The sequence below is a fragment of the Ruminococcus flavefaciens genome (assembly GCF_900119075.1).
Classification (GTDB): domain Bacteria; phylum Bacillota; class Clostridia; order Oscillospirales; family Ruminococcaceae; genus Ruminococcus; species Ruminococcus flavefaciens_Q.
The window spans coordinates 63,923-82,510 of the sequence record NZ_FPIP01000009.1; the positions used below are offsets into that span (position 1 = coordinate 63,923).

Below are 18,588 nucleotides of genomic sequence, written 5' to 3' on the forward strand. Positions count from 1 at the left end.
CTCAATATGAGGGGGATAACTTTTTATCATACCATTTGTGACATATCGTAAAGTCCTGCGGGCTTGCCCTTGATGAACATAGCCGCATTTACAGCGCCCTCGGCGAATACCATTTTTGAAGCAGCCGAGTGGGAAAGAGTGATGACCTCGTCGTTGCCTGCGAAGATAATGTCATGTTCGCCCACGATAGTGCCGCCGCGGATAGAGTGCATACCTATCTCGGACTTTTCACGCTTCTGACGGCGTGAGTGGCGGTCATAGACATAGTGCTTTGAGTTATCAAGCGTTTCGTTGATAGCGTTTGCAAGCATTATTGCAGTACCGCTTGGAGCGTCTATCTTCTGGTTGTGGTGCTTCTCAACTATCTCAATGTCAAACTGGTCGCCCAGAATTGAAGCAGCCTTCTTTGCAAGCTCAACAAGGAGATTGATACCCAGCGACATATTGAATGTGAAGAACACAGGTATCTGATGTGCAGCGGACTTTATTTTTGCGATCTGAGCGTCGCTGTAGCCTGTAGAGCCGATAACAAGTGGAGTGCCCGTTGACAGGCAGTACTCAAGAAGTCCGTCCAGCAGAGCAGGATTTGAGAAGTCTATTATAACGTCGGGCTTAACGGGGAGCTGTGCAGGAGTCTCAACGATAGGGAAGTCTGCGTACTGCTCGGTGTAGATATCAACGCCTGCAACTACTTCGCAGTCCTCGCGCTCCTTGACGCAGTAGTAGATGTTCTTGCCCATTTTTCCGTTAGCGCCGCAAATAGCGATATTGGTCATTTTTCTTTCTCCTTTACTTTAAAATATAATTCCGTATATAATGTAGGGGAGCCCGCCCTCGGGCTCCCTCCACTACAAGATAATATTCAATTATTTGACAAGTCCGTGCTTTGCAAGCGTAGCCTGAAGCTTAGCTCTGTGCTCGTCGGTCATCTCGCAGAGAGGCAGACGACATGGACCTGCGTTCCAGCCTATCATGTTCATAGCTTCCTTTACAGGGATAGGATTTACCTCAATGAAGAGGTCGTTGATGATATCAAGGTACTTGAGCTGGAGCTTCATAGCCTCTGTGAAGTTGTTATCGAGGCAAAGCTGTACCATATCGTGCATTTCCTTGGGGATAACGTGGGAAGCAACGGAGATAACGCCCTTGCCGCCCAGTGACATTACAGGAACTACCATATCGTCGTTGCCGCTGTAGATATCGATATCGTCGCCGCAGGCAGCTGCAAGCTTTGCAACATAGCTGATATTGCCGCTTGCCTCCTTGATAGCAGCGATGTTCCTGTGCTTGGAAAGCTCCTTAACGGTGGCAACATCGAAGCCGCAGCCTGTTCTGCTTGGAACATTGTAGAGGATTATCGGGATATTTACCGCGTCAGCGATAGCTGTGAAGTGAGCGATAAGTCCTTTCTGAGTAGCCTTGTTGTAATAAGGAGTAACATGGAGCAGAGCGTCTGCGCCTGCTGCCTCAGCCTCCTTGGAGAGCTCAACTGCGTAGTGAGTATCGTTGCTGCCTGCGCCTGCGATAACAGGAACTCTGCCTGCAACGTGCTTTACGGCGAACTTTATGCAGTCGCGGTGTTCGTCATCTGTCATGGTAGCGGACTCGCCTGTAGTGCCGCAGATAACGATAGCGTCAGTGCCCTTGGCAATCTGGTCGTCGATAACACGGCCAAGCTCGTCGTAGTTTATAGAACCGTCGGCGTTCATTGGAGTTATAATAGCCACAGCTGCGCCGGTGAAAATGGTATTCTTCATAGCTTTATTCCTTTCATAAAAGTGGAATGTAGGGAACGCCGCCCTCGGCGTTCCAAAGACATATTATTACAGTAACAGGGCGATGTGGGCATCGCCCCCTACATCAGTGTTATGATTACATATGTAGGGGACGGTGTGCTCGACGTCCCATAATATTTACACATACAGCGGAACGCCGAGGGCGGCGTTCCCTACAAATATATTCATTGCCGTAAGCGATAGCAGACTTTGATATATATATCAATAGTCAGCGAGTTTACGAGCGTCAATGTGGAAGCCTGCGGGGGCTCCCCACTTAATCAAAATAGCCCTTTGCTGCAAGGAGTTCAGCAAGAAGCACACCGCCGCCTGCTGCACCTCTGAGAGTATTGTGTGAAAGGCATACGAACTTGTAATCGTACTGTGTATCCTCGCGGAGACGTCCTGTAGAAACAGCCATGCCGCCCTCGAGGTTTCTGTCCAGCTTAGCCTGCGGACGGTCATTCTCCTCGAAGTAGTGAATGAACTGCTTTGGAGCGCTTGGGAGCTGGAGTTCCTGAGGAACGCCCTTGAAATCAGCCCAGAGCTTGAGTATCTCTTCCTTTGAAGGCTTATTCTCGAATGTTACGAATACAGCAGCTGTGTGTCCGTCTGAAACAGGAACACGGAGGCACTGTGTTGTGATGTTGGGAGCTGTAGCCTTTACGATCTCGTTGCCCTTGATCTCGCCCCAGACCTTGAGAGGCTCCTGCTCGGACTTCTCTTCTTCGCCGCCGATGTATGGGATAAGGTTATCCACCATTTCAGGCCATGTTTCGAAGTTCTTGCCTGCGCCTGAGATTGCCTGATAAGTACAAGCCAGAACGTTCTTCAGACCGAACTTTCTCAGTGGGTGAAGTGCAGGAACGTAGCTCTGGATAGAGCAGTTAGACTTGACAGCGATAAAACCTCTCTTTGTGCCGAGACGCTCACGCTGAGCCTTGATTATCTCGATGTGCTCGGGGTTTATCTCAGGCACTACCATAGGAACATCAGGTGTGAATCTGTGTGCGGAGTTGTTGGAAACGATAGGGCACTCAGCCTTAGCGTAAGCCTCTTCGAGAGCCTTTATCTCGTCCTTCTTCATATCAACGGCACAGAAGCAGAAATCTACCATGCCTGCTATCTTCTCAATATCGTTTGTTGCGTCCATGAGGACCATGTCCTTCATAGCTGCGGGCATAGGAACAGCCATCTTCCAGCGGCTGCCTGCTGCCTGCTCATATGTCTGACCTGCGCTTCTTGGTGAAGCTGCAAGGACCTTGACATTGAACCACGGGTGGTTCTCCAGCAGAGTTGCAAATCTCTGTCCTACCATGCCCGTTGCGCCTATAATACCTACGTTGTACTGTTTCATACTTACCTCTCCTTGAAAAAATTTTCCATAAAATAACAAAAACCGGTTGCAAACCGGCTCATCATGCGTTATAATAGAAATGTTGACATATCAAAACGAAATATGCCGATAGCTCTCCATCAAAAGCATGATGACAGCTGCAAACCTGTTGAGTGTGCAGCCAGAGCTGAATTTACCAAAGACAGCTCTTCGGCGGCATTGCCTTTCGCTGAACACCATAGGACAGGTGGTCCCGTGCACAGGTACTATTCGCAGCCGCGCCTCTACCTTGTAACTATAATAGCACTTAAATCAGCTATTGTCAATACATTCTTGAAAATTTTTGAGTAATTAGCAATTAGAAATTAGTAGGGAACGCCGCCCTCGGCGTTCCTCTGTAGGGGCTGATGCCCACATCAGCCCGTAAAATACGCAAATAATTTTGCGGGGCGATGTAGGCATCGCCCCCTACAATCTGACGTCTAATAGCTGAATCGAAGGAGATATTAACCCGAATGGAACTTCTTAAATCCGATTTTTACTATGAGCTTCCTGAGGAGCTCATCGCTCAGACTCCCATAGAGCCTCGAAACGCCTCCCGAATGATGTGCGTTGACCGCAAAACGGGAGCTATAACTCACGACCACTTCTATAATTTATGCGAACACCTCAAAGAGGGTGATTTGCTGGTAATGAACGACTCCCGAGTTATCCCTGCAAGGCTCTACGGCGAAAAGATAGGCAACCAGACCTTTATCGAGTTCCTGCTGCTGGAGCAGAAAGGTGACAAGCGCTGGGAGATAATCTGCCGTCCGGGCAAAAAAGCCAAGGTGGGAACACGCTTCTCATTCGGCGGCGGCAGGCTTGTAGCCGAGGTAGTCGAGGTAAAGGACGACGGCAACCGTATAGTTCAGTTTGAGTGCGAGGGCAACTTCTTCACGGCTCTCGAGGACGTGGGACAGATGCCGCTCCCTCCGTACATAAAGGAAAAGCTGGAGAACCGTGAGCGCTATCAGACGGTATATTCCAAGGAGCTGGGCTCTGCGGCGGCACCTACGGCAGGTCTGCATTTCACTCCCGAAATGCTGGACGACCTCCGCGCAAGGGGCATAAAGACCGCATTTGTGACGCTTCATGTAGGACTTGGCACATTCCGCCCCGTCAAGGAGGACAACGTCCTTGACCACAAAATGCACAGCGAGCATTATTATCTCCCCAAGGAGACTGCTGACCTGATAAATGAGACAAAGAAAAACGGCGGACGAGTTATCGCCGTTGGTACGACGACCTGCCGAACTTTAGAGAGCGTAGCCACTTTTTACGGGGATATCTCCGAGCACGAGGGCTACACAGACATATTCATTTACCCGTCCTATGAGTTCAAGTGCATAGATGGACTTATCACAAACTTCCATCTTCCCGAAAGTACGCTCATCATGCTTGTTTCGGCATTTATGGGCTACGACAACACTATGAACGCATACAAGACGGCTGTTGCCGAGCGCTACCGTTTTTTCAGCTTCGGCGACAGTATGTGCATACTATAAATATTTGATTTGAGGAGTAAGAAATGGCAGAAATGGAACTTTATGATTTTTTCAAGGGAATAATCGATTCCGAGGAAGGACCTATAGTCCTTTGCAATCTCGATTACAGGGTGATATACGAGAATCCTGCGGCAGAAAACTACTATGCACCTGTATCGCCGCTTACAGGCAGGCTTCTTTCGACGGTAATGAACGATGAGCAGATGAGCAAGGTAGTCATGAGCGTGGAGTGGTTCAAGGAGGACAAAAAGAACAACAAGGTGTTCGCACTGCACGACGAGAAGCATAATATGGATATGTACATACTTGCCATCAGGAATACAAAGGGAGAGCTCCTCGGCTTCTACGGACGCCGTGAGGACAGGACTCCCGATTCAGGCAAGGAGTTTGATCTCGATTAAAAATCAGCAAAGCTGATTTTTGATCGGTTGAGAGTTCAGAGTTAAGAGTTGAAAGTTATGGTTTCGCCTGCGGCGACAGGATCTAAATAGTGTGAGTGCTGTAAATAGATTAACTCTCAACTCTCCACTCTCAACTCTGAACTTTGCGTTTTATATAATATAATGATATAAAAAATTAAGAGGAGCGACTATGTTCACACTTTTAAAGACCGACAATAAAGCAAGACGAGGTACTTTCGAGACAGTTCACGGTACCTTTCAGACGCCCTGCTTCATGAACGTGGGTACAGCCGCCGCTATCAAGGGCGGTATATCCTCCGTTGACCTTAAAGGGCTTAAAACACAGGTTGAGCTCTGCAATACCTATCATCTGCACCTGCGCCCCGGCGACCATGTGGTGAAGCAAATGGGCGGACTCCACAAGTTCATGAACTGGGACAAGCCTATCCTCACCGATAGCGGCGGATTTCAGGTGTTCTCGCTGGCACAGCTCCGCAAGATTAAAGAGGAGGGCGTTTACTTCGCCTCCCATATCGACGGACGCCGCATTTTCATGGGACCTGAGGAGAGTATGCAGATACAGTCGAATCTGGGTTCGACTATCGCTATGGCGTTCGACGAATGTATCGAGAACCCGTCCCCGTACAAGTACGTAGCGGCTTCCATAGAGCGCACGACGCGCTGGCTCATACGCTGTCAGGAGGAAATGGCTCGCCTGAACAGCCTGCCCGATACCATAAACAAGCACCAGATGCTCTTCGGCATCAATCAGGGCTCCACATTTGACGACCTGCGCATAAAGCACATGGAGGACATAGCCAAGCTTGACCTTGACGGCTACGCTATCGGCGGACTTGCCGTAGGCGAGGCTACCGAGGAGATGTACCGCATAATCGACGTGGTAGAGCCTTATATGCCCGTATACAAGCCCCGTTACCTCATGGGCGTGGGAACTCCATCGAATATCATCGAAGCCGTTGCAAGGGGAGTGGATATGTTCGACTGCGTAATGCCCAGCCGTAACGCCCGTCATGCAACAGTGTTCACATGGAGCGGCATAATGCACCTTGGCAACAAGTGCTATGAGACAGATCCCCGACCTGTGGACGAGCAGTGCGACTGTCCTACCTGCCGCAATTTCAGCCGTGCCTATATAAGACATCTTTTCAAGGCGAATGAGCAGCTTGCAGGCAGACTTGCCGTACAGCACAACCTGTATTTCTACAATACTCTTACCGAGAAGATAAGAGAAGCCATTGACGAGGACAGATTTGAACAGTTCCGCGGCAAATACTCGCAGCTTCTCGCAACAAGAATATAAGAGCTCTGCTCTGAAAAACGGAGATATTATGGAAACTTTTCTTTTTATTTTAATGTTTGCGGTCTCTGTCGCTGTGACCGCTGTCTTTTTGCATGAAACAAAGAGCGACATAAATGGCAGTGAGCTTGTGAGCAAAAGGCTTGCCGCAGTTCGCAGGGTATCTCTCTGTGCTGCTCTTGTGCTTGCTTTCATAGCTGCTGCGGAGCTCCTCCACATAATAAATATGGGAGCTTATTCGGGAGCATTCGCCGTTCTCGGCTCTATGGCAGGCATTTCGGCTCTTGTCTGTACCATGAACAAGAAGCGCAGATATCACTCGGCAGTATGTGTCGTAAAGGCAGTCCTCATCGCAGCGGTGCTGGAGACTACTCTGTTCAATGCCCCTACATTCCGTATGTGGTTCGGCAGCTATAACAGCGTTTACTTTTCCGCAGAGGAATGTACTGACGGTACTGATACCAATTTCCGTGCAGATACGGGAGAGCTTGATGTACGCGGCGACAGAACGTCGGTATTCACTCTTGAGGATATAAATTTCGAGGTGGCGGACGTTTACGTTGACCTTGATTTCGATACCCGTACCAAGGCGGCTGTGGTGTCTGTGGACGCTATGGACGAGACCTGTGCCGTAGACTACAGACCTGCGATCGCAGAGGGCAGACCTGTTATAAAAAGACCTCATTCACAGTACATACAGCTCCATCTCTCGGGAGACGTCAGCAAGCTTAAAGTGGCTGTATCTCCCTTTAACAGCGGAGCAGTCTCCATAAAGGGCATAGGCTTGAATCAGCAGATACCCATGAGCGTATCATGGGCGAGGCTGGCGCTTATAGTATTCGGCATAGTTTTCTGGCATCTCATGCGCAGCAGCAAGACCATGCAGCAGAGTATCACCAAAAACAAGCGCATTTTCCGTTTGGCGGCAGTATTTATAACGGATATCGCCTGTATCGCCGCAGTTGTTGTGACATTCGTAAAGCTTGACAACTACTCCATAACCGACATAATGAAGCGTCCTAAGGGCAATCAGATGACTGAGGAACTGGTGGAAGCCTTTGAAAACGGCAGTACGAGCCTGCTGAAAAAGCCAAGTGATGAGCTGAATGAGTTCCCGACTCCGTATACAGGCGACGCCCGTGACAAAGCTAATTTGGAGTATGAGTGGGACCACGTTTATTTTGACGGCGAGTACTACAGCTACTACGGCATAGCGCCTGTTGTGCTGCTTTTCCTGCCGTATCACAAGCTGACGGGGTATTATTTCCCTGATTCGATGGCGGTGCTACTGTTCGCGCTCATAGGCATTATCGGTCTTACCAAGCTTTACAGGGAGTTCCTGAAGAAGCTCTTCCCGAAAACACCCACGGGCATAGCCATAGCGGGACTTATAATACTACAGGTGGCAAGCGGTATATGGTTCAGCATAGGCAGACCTGAGTTCTATGAGATAGCTATGTCGGCAGGCTTTGCGACGCTGACATGGGCGGTATATTTCATGCTGTCAGCCAACATAATCGGTACGGAGAAGCCGATACTTTCCCGCACAGCCGTATCGTCGCTGCTTTTTGCCGTAGCGGTTCTGTGCAGACCTACTCTGGTGCTTTACTGCATTACCGCAGGCGCATTCATGCTCCTTGCAGCTTCAAGAGCGGCAGGCGCAGTCAAAAAGGGCAAAAAGCCCGAGGACAGCTCGCGGAAGTTCCGCTATATCCTTTGTGCGCTGCTGCCTATGGTCTGTATCGGAGCAGTGCAGATGTGGTACAACTATGACCGTTTCGGCTCGGTATTCGAGTTCGGCATACAGTACTCGCTGACTATCAACGATTTTACCAAAACCCAGTTCCACAGCAGACTTTCACTTGTGCCGATATATAATTATATGTTCAATCCGCCGGTATTCTCCATGGCATACCCGAATATCAGCACGGAATTCCAGTTCCTCAACGCAGGCGGCTTCTTTTATGCAGACCTGCCCTCGACGCGCAATACCTCGGGACTGTTCTTCATTGCACTGCCTATGTTCGCGTATCTGCTGTCATTCAAGGCTCTCGGGCAGCTCCGCGGCAGGAGAAAGAAGCTCCTTATGGCGTTTTACATCGGAGTACCCTGCCTGCTGATACCATTCGGCATAATCGCTTCTGTATGGGAGAGCGGCTATGCAGTCCGTTATATGGTGGATTTCGCATGGCAGTCGCTTTTAGGAGCATTTGCGATAATGTTCTTCCTCTATGGCAGACTTACGGACAAGACCAAAAAGGAGCTGGTATTCGGTTTCATGTGGTTTGCAGCGATGTGGGCTCTGTTAGTGGGAGGAGTACAGGCGTTCAATCAGGCGTTCCGCTTTGACGCATACGACCTGAGCTATCCTGAAATGGCATACGACGTACAGCGCATATTCGCATTCTGGAACTGATATAACATTTGTAGTGGCGGATATTATCCGCCCGATTAAGGGGACTCCCGTTCGTGGGTTCAATATACAATTACAAAAGGAGAAAAATTATGGTTTCACAGGAAGAACTGGAAAAGGTACGCGAAATATTCCGCGGTGACAGATATGCTACAGAGACAGGTGCGGTTATTGACGAAATAGACGACCACTACTCCAAATGCAGTCTCGTTATCAACGAGCACCACAAAAATGCCATGGGCGGTGTAATGGGCGGAGTTTACTTCACCCTTGCTGATTTTGCCTTTGCCGTTGCTTCAAACTGGCAGCAGCCGGGTGTTGTGGGACTTAATGTTGACGCTTCTTTTATTGGTGTCCCCAAGACCGAGCGCATAATCGCCGAGGCCAAGCTTATCAAGGACGGCAGGACTATCTGCTGCTACAATGTCGAAATAAAGGACGAGCTCGGCAATCCTATAGCAGCCGTTCAGTGCGTGGGTTTCCGCAAGGTTTGATTTACAGCCCTTAGACGTTAGCAAAAAAGCCATGAAGCTTTCGCTTCATGGCTTTTTTATACTTTTTCGGATTTTCTTGCGGCCTTTTTCTTCTTTTTGACCTCGTACATTTTGTCGTCAGCCATTTTTATGACGCTGAACAGGGTATCATCTTTCTGAGCCACAGTAATGACGCTGCCGATACTCGCAGAGATGTCATAGGGCTTCTGTATCAGTTTATTGAGGCTTTCGAGTGACTTGTTTATCTTTCTGCTGAGAGAATCCGCAGCGCTGTTATTGGCGTTTGGATCGAAATATACGAACTCGTCGCCGCCGAAGCGCGCGCAGATACAGCCCTGACCGCAGCAGCTGCTGATAGTATTTGCAAGGCGCTGTATAGCGAAGTCACCCTCATTGTGACCGTAGTTGTCGTTGATGTACTTCAGACCGTCCATGTCGATGAAGCTAATCATTATCTGCCTGCCCTCGGCAACACACTTGTTGAATATATCGTCTGCATGGTTATAGAAACCGTTCCTGTTATAGATATTGCACAGCGGATCGATGACGTACAGACGCTTCAGCTCGGCGTTTACCTTGTTGAGGTGGAAGAGCTTTCGGATATTTTCCAGCGAGTTGCTGAGTATCATGGTCAGCGTATGGCAGAGGAGACTGTAGGTCGGGAATTCGCTGTTTGTGAATATGTAATAGCCGAGACAGCGGTCGCTGTAATGCAGGGGCAGGAAGTAGTTCACGCAGCCGCGTTCCTCGAAGCCTTCGGGGAACATTTCGTTGCTGTGGAAACATTCTACCTGTCTGCGTTCGCCCTTGTCCCAGATAAGCGGAGCGCTCATACATTCCGAGAAATATCCTGAGGTCTCCGAAGCACTGTCGGAGGTGTAATCGTCCTGCCAGTCCTCGCTGAGACAGAGAGTGAACTTCTCACATTCAAGCTCGCCGATAAGGTCATTTATAACATCAAAGTACTGCTCTGGAGTGAAAGCTTCTGCAAGACCTGCCGTAAGGCGGTTTATCATGTGGATGTTGTTGTTTGTATCCTCGGATTTGCGGTAGGTGACTTTCTTGTACTCCACCAGCTCGTCTGTGCCGGAGCATTTGCAGCCGCAGCTTTCGCTGAGAGCTGGCTCGGCGTCGAGGATAGTGCTCTTTGGCTGAGGGATACCGTCGATGACATTGGAGAGTATCTCCACAGATTTATATCCCACATCATAAAGGGGACATTTTACAGATGTGATAGCAGGGCTGGAATTACGTGCGCTGAATGTATTGTCAAAGCCTGTTACGATTATGTCGTCGGGTATCTTGTATCCGAGCTTTTCCAGTGACGAAGCTACCGTGAGAGCCATACTGTCGTTTGCGCATATGAACGCGTCGGGGAGGGGGAGTCCCGATTCCACAAAGGCGTCCACAGCCATTTTGCCGTCATAGCTCTTGAAATCGCCGTAGAATACGCGCTTCCGGTCAGTGGTGAGACCGTTTTCCTCCATAGCGCTGACAAAGGCGTCATAACGGGATTTTCCGTCGGGGTTGCCAAGAGGTCCCGAAACGTAATTGATTACCTTGGCGCCGTGGTCCCTGATAATATGGTTGACCAGCTTTTTCATGACGCCGAAGTTGTCTATGCTTATATCATAGAAATCCGAGCATTCGTGGTTCTCGAAAACAACAGCAGGGATATTTGCGGCGAGGACCTTTCGGAAAATACTGTTTCGCATTTCAGTGTCGCCGAAGGTGTTGGTCATAAGGACAGCGCCGTCAAATCTGGTATAATCGATAAGGTCGTATATACTGCTCTCGCCGATGTCGAATGTGGCACTGCCGACCATGCCGCCGAAGCCTGCAACATAGGAGACATTCATGTTGTGGCTGTAGGCGTAGGTGCTGATGCCCTTGAAAACATTGTGCTGGTATTCTTCATCGAGTCCCGAGACCACAACAACTATTTTTTTAGTTTTGTTTTTATCCATGATATCCCCTCTTTTATCCTGAAATAAATGTGTAAAAATCTATTTATTAATATTATAGCACTTTTGTTACAAAAATAAAGTCTATTATGTTAAAATCCTGTGTGCGCCAAAATTTTTGTAGGAAGTGACATGAAATTACCACATTGTTTGTGCATAAAGCTGATTTACAGCGAGTTTAAACAGGGTATGATGATACCAACCAATTATAATGGTTATATTATAATAATAATGTGGCATAAAAGTGACACCGGAAAGCACACTTTGAACATTAGATAATGCCGATAAATAGCTAAAAAACAATAGTGTCTAAAAATCACGTCATTACGTGACCGAAAATGTACAAAAAAAGCAAAAAATGAGCAAGGCAAAAAATTCTTAGCAAGAATTGACTTGAATAGTTCACAGAAATGTAATAAAATGATAACAGAAGCTGAGGAAAAGGAGGGACGTGAGACAGAATAGTGTCTCAACGCTTTGACTTAGCGAGAAAAGGGAAAAATCATTTTTTAGGTTTTATCAATTTTAGAAAGTGAGGAATGATCAACATGAAAAAAGGCGCATTCAAGAAGATCGTCAGTGCAAGCTTAACAGCTATGATGGTCGCTTCAAGTGTACCTTCGATCCCCGCAGCAGTTGTTCACGGTGCTGATCAGCAGCAGAGAGGCAACATCGGCGGATTCGACTATGAGATGTGGAACCAGAACTATACCGGTCAGGTTTCCATGCAGCCCGGCGCTGGCTCATTCACCTGCTCATGGAGCGGAATCGAGAACTTCCTGGCTCGTATGGGCAAAAACTACGACAGCAAAAAGCAGAGATACAATCAGATAGGTTCTGATATCACTCTTACTTATGATGTTGAGTACACACCAAGAGGAAATTCGTATATGTGTGTATACGGCTGGACAAGAAATCCTCTTATGGAGTACTACATCGTAGAAGGCTGGGGCGACTGGCGTCCACCCGGAGATCAGGCTGAGAGAAAGGGTACTGTAACTCTCGACGGAAACACATACGACATTGCTAAGACAATGCGTTACAACCAGCCATCTCTTGACGGTACTGCTACATTCCCTCAGTACTGGAGCATCCGTCAGACAAGCGGTTCAAGAAATAACACTACAAACTATATGCAGGGTACTATCCACGTAGGCAAGCACTTTGACGCTTGGTCAAAGGCAGGTCTCGATATGAGTGGTACACTGTACGAGGTTTCTCTTAATATTGAAGGCTACCGTTCAAACGGTTCTGCTAACGTAAAGAAGATCGCTGTTTATGAGAACGGACTTCCAAATGGCCAGACAGGACAGACTGGTTCAACTGGCTCAACAGGAACTACTCCAACTCAGACTGTAAAGGCTGACTCTAACGGCAATTACTTCACAAATACTTTCGAGAGCGGCGCAGGCGACTGGTCAGGCAGAGGAAGCGCTTCTGTTACTACAGATTCTTCCAATTACTATGACGGCAGCAAGTCACTCTTTGTATCAGGCAGAGAGAATGAGTGGAACGGCTGTGCTATCCCACTCGATTCAGGCGCATTCGTAGCTGGCAACACATACAGCTTCAGTGCTGCTGTACTCCAGAAGTCAGGCAGCCCGGCTACTATCCAGATGTCACTCCAGCAGGGCGACGGCAACGGCGCTTCTTATACACAGATTGCTGAAGCAAGCACAAAGAGCGGCGAGTGGACAAAGCTTGAGAATACAGAGTTTACAATCCCTGCAAACTCAGGCGATATGATCCTTTACATTGAGACTCCTGAGAGCTCAGGTGACCTCTTCGACTTCTATGTAGACGCAGTTCAGGTTTCTGAAAAAGGCAAGAAGTCCTCAGTTGTAACAGGTCAGGGCAAGGTTGACAGCTCAACAGGCAGCACAGGCTCAACAGGCAGCACTGGCAGCACAGGTTCAACAGGCTCAACCGGTTCTTCAAGCAACTACACAGGTGTTCGCAAGCACCAGAACCTTGATTATAAATATGAGCAGGGCGGCAACGGCTTCAAGGATTACATGGGACCATACTTCCGTCTCGGTACTTCCGTAAGCGGTTACGAGATCGGCAACTCACAGGCTCAGCAGTTCATCAAGAAGAACTACAACTCTATCACCTGTGAGAACGAAATGAAGCCTGATTCAATCGTTAAGGGCGTAAATGGCGATAACGTAAATATCAGCCTCCAGTCTGCTGACGCTATCCTCAAGTTCGCTGAGCAGAACGGAATCGGTGTTCGTGGTCATACGTTCGTATGGTACAGCCAGACTCCTGAAATGCTCTTCAAGGAGAACGGCAGCTACGTTTCCAAGGACAGAATGAACAAGAGACTTGAGAGCATGATCAAGAATACATTCTCACAGCTCAAGTCCAATTATCCTAAGCTTCAGGTTCACTCATACGACGTTTGTAACGAGCTCTTTGAGAACGACGGCGGCGGAATGAGAAACTTCTCAAAGTGGAAGGACGTATACGGCGCAGGCAACTATGACTTCGTAGTTAACGCATTCAAGTATGCAAGACAGTATGCACCTTCTGAGACAAAGCTTTACCTCAACGATTATAACGAGTATATGTCCAAGAAGACAAACGACCTCGTTAATATGGCTAAGAACGTAATGAAGGAAGGCGACTATATCGATGGTATCGGTATGCAGGCTCACCTTGCAGCAAGCTATCCTTCAGCAAGCGAGTTCGAGACAGCTATCAAGCAGTTCGAGTCACTCGGTCTTGATGTTCAGATCACTGAGCTCGATATCACAAGAAATCAGAGCAATCAGGGCCAGCTTTACAAGCAGATATTTGAAGTTGCTATGAAGCACGCTAAGAACATCTCCTGCGTAACTCTCTGGGGTACAACCGATGAGAGAAGCTGGAGAAAGAGCGAGAACGGTGGTTCACCACTTCCATTCAGCAATTATCAGCCTAAGGATTTCTATAATGACATCATCGGTCTTACAAAGACAATTGCACCTCCTTCATATGAGGAGGAAGTAGTTACAACAACTCAGCCTACAACAACAAAGCCTGTTAATGTAACAACTACAACAGCAGAGCCTGCTAAGCCGGTTGACCTCAAGGAAGTTCTTAATTCTAAGGTTTCCAAGTGGGGCGACGCAAACGCAGACGGCACTGTAGATATGGGCGACGTTGTACTTATCATGCAGTCACTTGCTAACCCGAATAAGTATGCGCTCAAGGATACAGCTCTCCTCAATGCAGACGTAAATGAAGCAGGTAACGGCGTTACAGCAAACGATGCTCTCGCTATCCAGAAGTTCCTTCTTGGTACACTCTCCAAGCTCCCTGAGAGCTATTCAGACAATATCAAGACAGTAACAGCTCCTGCTACAACAACAAAGAAGGTTGAAACTACAACAGCTAAGCCTACAACTACTAAGGCTACAACAACTAAGGCTCCTACACAGCAGCTTAGCGGCAAGACATACAGCGTTAAGAATGGTCAGAACCAGTTCAAGGGCGACAGCGATGGCTACAGCTATGAGATCTGGCTTGATCAGACAGGCGGAAGCGGTTCAATGACACTTGGCAGCGGCGGTACATTCAACACAGAGTGGAGTGCTCAGGTTTCCAAGGGTAACTTCCTCGCTCGCCGCGGTATGGACTTCGACCGTACAAAGAAGGCTACAGATGTAGGTAAGATCACTCTGGATTATGCTGCTGACTACTCAGCAAGCTCACAGGGTAACTCAAGACTTTGCGTATACGGCTGGATGACAGATCCGCTCGTAGAGTACTATATCATTGAGGACTGGGTAAACTGGTGTCCACAGCCACAGGGCGGCAGCAAGACAGTTACTATCGACGGTGCTCAGTACGAGATCTTCACACTCGACCACTATGGTCCTACAATCCTTGACAACCAGTCACGTAACTTCAAGCAGTACTTCAGCGTTCGTAAGTCTAAGAGAACATCAGGTACTATCACAGTATCAGATCACTTCAAGGCATGGGCAAACGCTGGCTGGAATATCGGTAACCTCACAGAAGTTGCACTCAACGTAGAAGGTTGGGAGAGCAGCGGTAAGGCTAACGTTTCTAAGCTTTCAATCGACGTATCAGGCGGCGGAAGCAGCCAGACAGGTCAGACAGGACAGACAGGACAGACAGGTCAGACAGGACAGACAGGTACACAGGTACAGGCTGGCAAGAAGCTCTGCGCTATCTCATTCGATGACGGTGCAAGCGCTCAGTCAACAAGCGATCCCGGATACAGAATCATCAACGCTCTTGCTGAGAATAACATGACAGCTACTTTCTTCAACGTAGGAAGCTGGATCAAGACAAATGAGCAGATCAAGTATGAGTATTCAAAGGGCATGGAAGTTGCTAACCACACTCAGACTCACCCACACCTCGGTCAGATGGGTTCACAGCAGATCAGAAGTGAGTGGGAGCAGTGCAACAGCAAGCTCAAGAGCATCATCGGCACTGATCCTTCAAAGCTTATGAGACTTCCTTACCTCGAGAGCAACGGAACAGTTCAGTCTGCACTCTACGATGTACCGCTTATCAGCTGTGCAATCGATACTAAGGACTGGAACAACGCTTCCACAAACGATATCGTAAATACAATCAAGCAGGCTGCGCAGAACGGCTCACTTGAAGGCGCTATCGTACTCTGCCACGAGAACTACGCTACAACAGCAGCAGCTATGGAGCAGGTTCTTCCTTGGCTCGCACAGAATGGTTACCAGAACGTAAACATCTCTGATATGGCTAAGGCACACGGCAAGACACTTGCAGGCGGTCAGGTTCACACACGTGCTTAATCGCTAAGCTAAATAACAATGTGCCGATCGCAGAATCGGCGGTCGGCACACTTAATTAAGATTTCTCCAAATTTTAATATCCCCTGAAAGGCAGTCGGTGCAAATCGACTGTCTTTTCATTTTTATAGAAAAATGATATAATATTTTGTGACCATATTATACTCCCATGCGTGTGTATAGTGAAAGGAGCTGATGAAGATGCAAAAATGCGGCTGCGCTCGCGAGGCGGTCGAGAGATACGGCGATATGCTGTACAGGATATGCCTGCTTTCTCTGAGAAACACTGCCGACGCAGAGGACGCTGTGCAGGAGACATTTATAAAATATGTACAGAAGTCTCCCGATTTTAGCGACGGCGAGCATGAAAAAGCATGGCTTATCACTGTAGCCACAAATAAATGCCGTGATATGCTGAGATATCGAACAAGACACAAAACCGAGAGTGAGGAACTTCTCAACGGTTATGCTATAGAAAAAGAGGAAAGCGGAATACTTGACGCTCTTATGGAGCTCCCCGAAAAGTACAAAACACCGCTCATGCTCTTTTATATAGACCAGTACAAACTCGACGAGATTTCGGATATCATGGGAATAAGTCTTTCCGCAGCTAAAATGCGCCTGTCAAGAGGGCGCAAGCTGCTGAAGGAAAAATACAGAAAGGAGTATATGTAATATGGATAAAAAGCTTAAAAATGCGGCAGATAAGATAAAAATGCCGGAGGATATGAAGGCTCGCATTATAAATGCAGCCGAGCTTGCGGAGAAGAATCGCGTAAATACAGACAATGACGGATACATCGACGTAGTAAGCTCCGCTGAGCGCGTTGACCCGAGAAGAAACATAATCCGTACTATCATCGCTATTGCAGCCTGTGCAGTGCTTGTGGGCGGAATCGGAACTACAGGCTTCCTGCTCCACAGACAGAATAGCACTCAGATGTCAGGCAGCGAAGTCTCAGAAACAGAGTGCAGAAGCTGTCCCTTCGGAGATTTCAGCGAATTTGATTACAGATTTGAAGCAGGCGACGGAAAAAATGGCAGATACTCACCCGAAACCTACGCAAAGCTCTCTGACTTCCTCAATAAATTCAACTGGGGCGAGGAGCTGACAGAATACGAGACAAGAACGGAAGAGCAGGACGCAAAGGTATACCATATCAAGTGGACAAGATGCGATACACCGCCGGTTGATTGCGATATCTATATTTCTGTTGACGGCTTTGTGACCTATCAGGAGAGCATGATGGGCTTTGAGTCAGGCGCTATGGAGACTATAGGCAGCAAGTGCTACAAGATAGACTTAGATGCCTTTGACAGGGGAGTACAGGAAATTCTGGCTCAGGCAGACGCTCCAACACCATTCGGGGATTTCAGTGAGTTCGAATACAGCTTGGATGCACAAGACGGTAAATTCGGCGAATACTCAGCAGAGACATATGCGAAGCTGTCTGACTTCCTCAATAAGTTCAACTGGGGCGAGGAGCTGGATATGTCAGAGGCGGAAAATGACGACGAAACTGGCTTACAGGATCTGTTTTACGAAAAATATACTATAACATGGACAAAGGGAGATACTCCGCCGGTTAATTGTAATATTCATGTGTCGAAAACCGGCTATGTCCTTTACAACGAAGATATTGAGTATTTGGAAACAGATGAGGATCATTTTATTGAAAGCCGTAGTTACAGGATAGATTTTAACGCATTTGACAGCGGTATACAAGCGATAATTGCCGAGGATGCAAATTACGTATCACCATTCGGTGATTTCAGAAAGCTCGATTATACTTTTAATGCAAATGACGCCAAATACGGTGAGCTTTCAGACGATGTCCGTGCAAATCTTTCCGATTTCCTTAATAACTTCAACTGGGGCGAAGAGATATCTGATGATCAGCTTTCAGAAGAAGAGAAAAATCGATCACAAATGAATCTTCATAGTCTTGAATGGAGAAGCGAGGATAAATTATACGGTCTTGCCGTTATGGAGATAGGATATGCAGTTTATAACGTACAAAAGGTTACTTATGTGAAGGGTTACGGAGAAGTTATTGAACCCGAATCCGTACAGCTTTACCGTGTTGATTATGAAGCCTTTGACAAGGGGATAACGGAGATACTTGCAAAGTATAAAGCCGAAGCTCCCACAGAAGTTTTTGAGAGGGCAAAGCTGTACTATGCTACCGCAGACGGTCTTACTCCGATAAGCGATGAAGGTGTGATCGGTCTTGATGATTTTCTTTTAAACGACTTCAAAGAAATGCTTCAACCGACAAGATCTGATGATATAGTTGGGGGATTAGTGTATGGAGTTGACCTGGTATTCAAGCTTGATGATAATAAAATGCGAACTGTGGATTACTTTATTTACATGGATGGTTTTGTGGAGTGCAATGAATACAAGACTGATGAAAAAGGTGAAATGCAGCCTAAAAACACTGAAAACTATCAGATAGACGTAGATAAGCTTGAATCCGTGCTTAAAGATGAAATTGGCGTTGAGCTCCCCGAGTACAGACAGATCAACATCAATAAAGTCGATTGATATAT

At 47.7% G+C, this 18,588-nt stretch carries 12 protein-coding genes and 1 riboswitch; of the genes, 8 read left to right on the forward strand and 4 right to left on the reverse strand.

Going from position 1 to position 18,588, the window contains the following annotated elements:
• Positions 1-26 precede the first annotated feature (26 nt).
• The 3 genes from dapB to asd all read right to left on the reverse strand — a co-directional run bounded on the left by dapB (position 27) and on the right by asd (position 3,132).
• Positions 27-776, reverse strand: coding sequence for a 4-hydroxy-tetrahydrodipicolinate reductase (gene dapB, locus BT105_RS12175; protein WP_028514580.1), 750 nt, complete (start codon positions 774-776; stop codon positions 27-29).
• Positions 777-866: 90 nt separating this feature from the next.
• Positions 867-1,757: a 4-hydroxy-tetrahydrodipicolinate synthase gene (dapA, locus tag BT105_RS12180; RefSeq protein WP_072300994.1), complete on the reverse strand. Its 891-nt coding sequence runs from the start codon at positions 1,755-1,757 to the stop codon at positions 867-869.
• 295 nt (positions 1,758-2,052) lie between these two features.
• Positions 2,053-3,132 carry an aspartate-semialdehyde dehydrogenase gene (asd, locus tag BT105_RS12185; RefSeq protein ID WP_072300995.1) on the reverse strand — a complete coding sequence of 360 codons (1,080 nt, stop codon included), beginning with the start codon at positions 3,130-3,132 and terminating at the stop codon, positions 2,053-2,055.
• A 101-nt stretch (positions 3,133-3,233) separates the two neighbouring features.
• A riboswitch (Lysine riboswitch) is annotated at positions 3,234-3,406 on the reverse strand.
• 220 nt (positions 3,407-3,626) lie between these two features.
• Between asd and queA the strand changes: the two genes are divergently transcribed.
• From queA to BT105_RS12210, 5 genes are all read left to right on the forward strand, one after another.
• Positions 3,627-4,658, forward strand: a complete 1,032-nt coding sequence (gene queA / locus BT105_RS12190; RefSeq protein WP_072300996.1) for a tRNA preQ1(34) S-adenosylmethionine ribosyltransferase-isomerase QueA — start codon at positions 3,627-3,629, stop codon at positions 4,656-4,658.
• 23 nt (positions 4,659-4,681) lie between these two features.
• A complete protein-coding gene (locus tag BT105_RS12195; protein ID WP_242940129.1) occupies positions 4,682-5,059 on the forward strand; it encodes a hypothetical protein in 378 nt (125 codons plus the stop codon).
• Positions 5,060-5,249: 190 nt separating this feature from the next.
• Positions 5,250-6,380 carry a tRNA guanosine(34) transglycosylase Tgt gene (tgt, locus tag BT105_RS12200; RefSeq protein ID WP_072300997.1) on the forward strand — a complete coding sequence of 377 codons (1,131 nt, stop codon included), beginning with the start codon at positions 5,250-5,252 and terminating at the stop codon, positions 6,378-6,380.
• Between the two features lie 28 nt (positions 6,381-6,408).
• Positions 6,409-8,793, forward strand: coding sequence for a hypothetical protein (locus BT105_RS12205; RefSeq protein ID WP_072300998.1), 2,385 nt, complete (start codon positions 6,409-6,411; stop codon positions 8,791-8,793).
• An 89-nt stretch (positions 8,794-8,882) separates the two neighbouring features.
• On the forward strand, positions 8,883-9,284 hold the full coding sequence (locus BT105_RS12210; protein ID WP_072300999.1) for a PaaI family thioesterase: 402 nt from the start codon (positions 8,883-8,885) through the stop codon (positions 9,282-9,284).
• A 56-nt stretch (positions 9,285-9,340) separates the two neighbouring features.
• On the opposite strand, the gene BT105_RS12215 is transcribed toward BT105_RS12210, so the two are convergent.
• A complete protein-coding gene (locus tag BT105_RS12215; protein ID WP_072301000.1) occupies positions 9,341-11,251 on the reverse strand; it encodes a GGDEF domain-containing protein in 1,911 nt (636 codons plus the stop codon).
• Positions 11,252-11,796: 545 nt separating this feature from the next.
• Between BT105_RS12215 and BT105_RS14865 the strand changes: the two genes are divergently transcribed.
• The 3 genes from BT105_RS14865 to BT105_RS12230 all read left to right on the forward strand — a co-directional run bounded on the left by BT105_RS14865 (position 11,797) and on the right by BT105_RS12230 (position 18,583).
• Positions 11,797-16,038, forward strand: a complete 4,242-nt coding sequence (locus BT105_RS14865) for a glycoside hydrolase family 11 protein (RefSeq protein WP_072301001.1) — start codon at positions 11,797-11,799, stop codon at positions 16,036-16,038.
• A 192-nt stretch (positions 16,039-16,230) separates the two neighbouring features.
• Positions 16,231-16,710 (forward strand): RNA polymerase sigma factor, encoded by a 480-nt coding sequence (locus BT105_RS12225; RefSeq protein ID WP_072301002.1) that lies wholly within the window; start codon positions 16,231-16,233, stop codon positions 16,708-16,710.
• A gap of 1 nt (position 16,711) precedes the next feature.
• Positions 16,712-18,583, forward strand: a complete 1,872-nt coding sequence (locus BT105_RS12230; protein WP_072301003.1) for a hypothetical protein — start codon at positions 16,712-16,714, stop codon at positions 18,581-18,583.
• Positions 18,584-18,588: the final 5 nt, after the last annotated feature.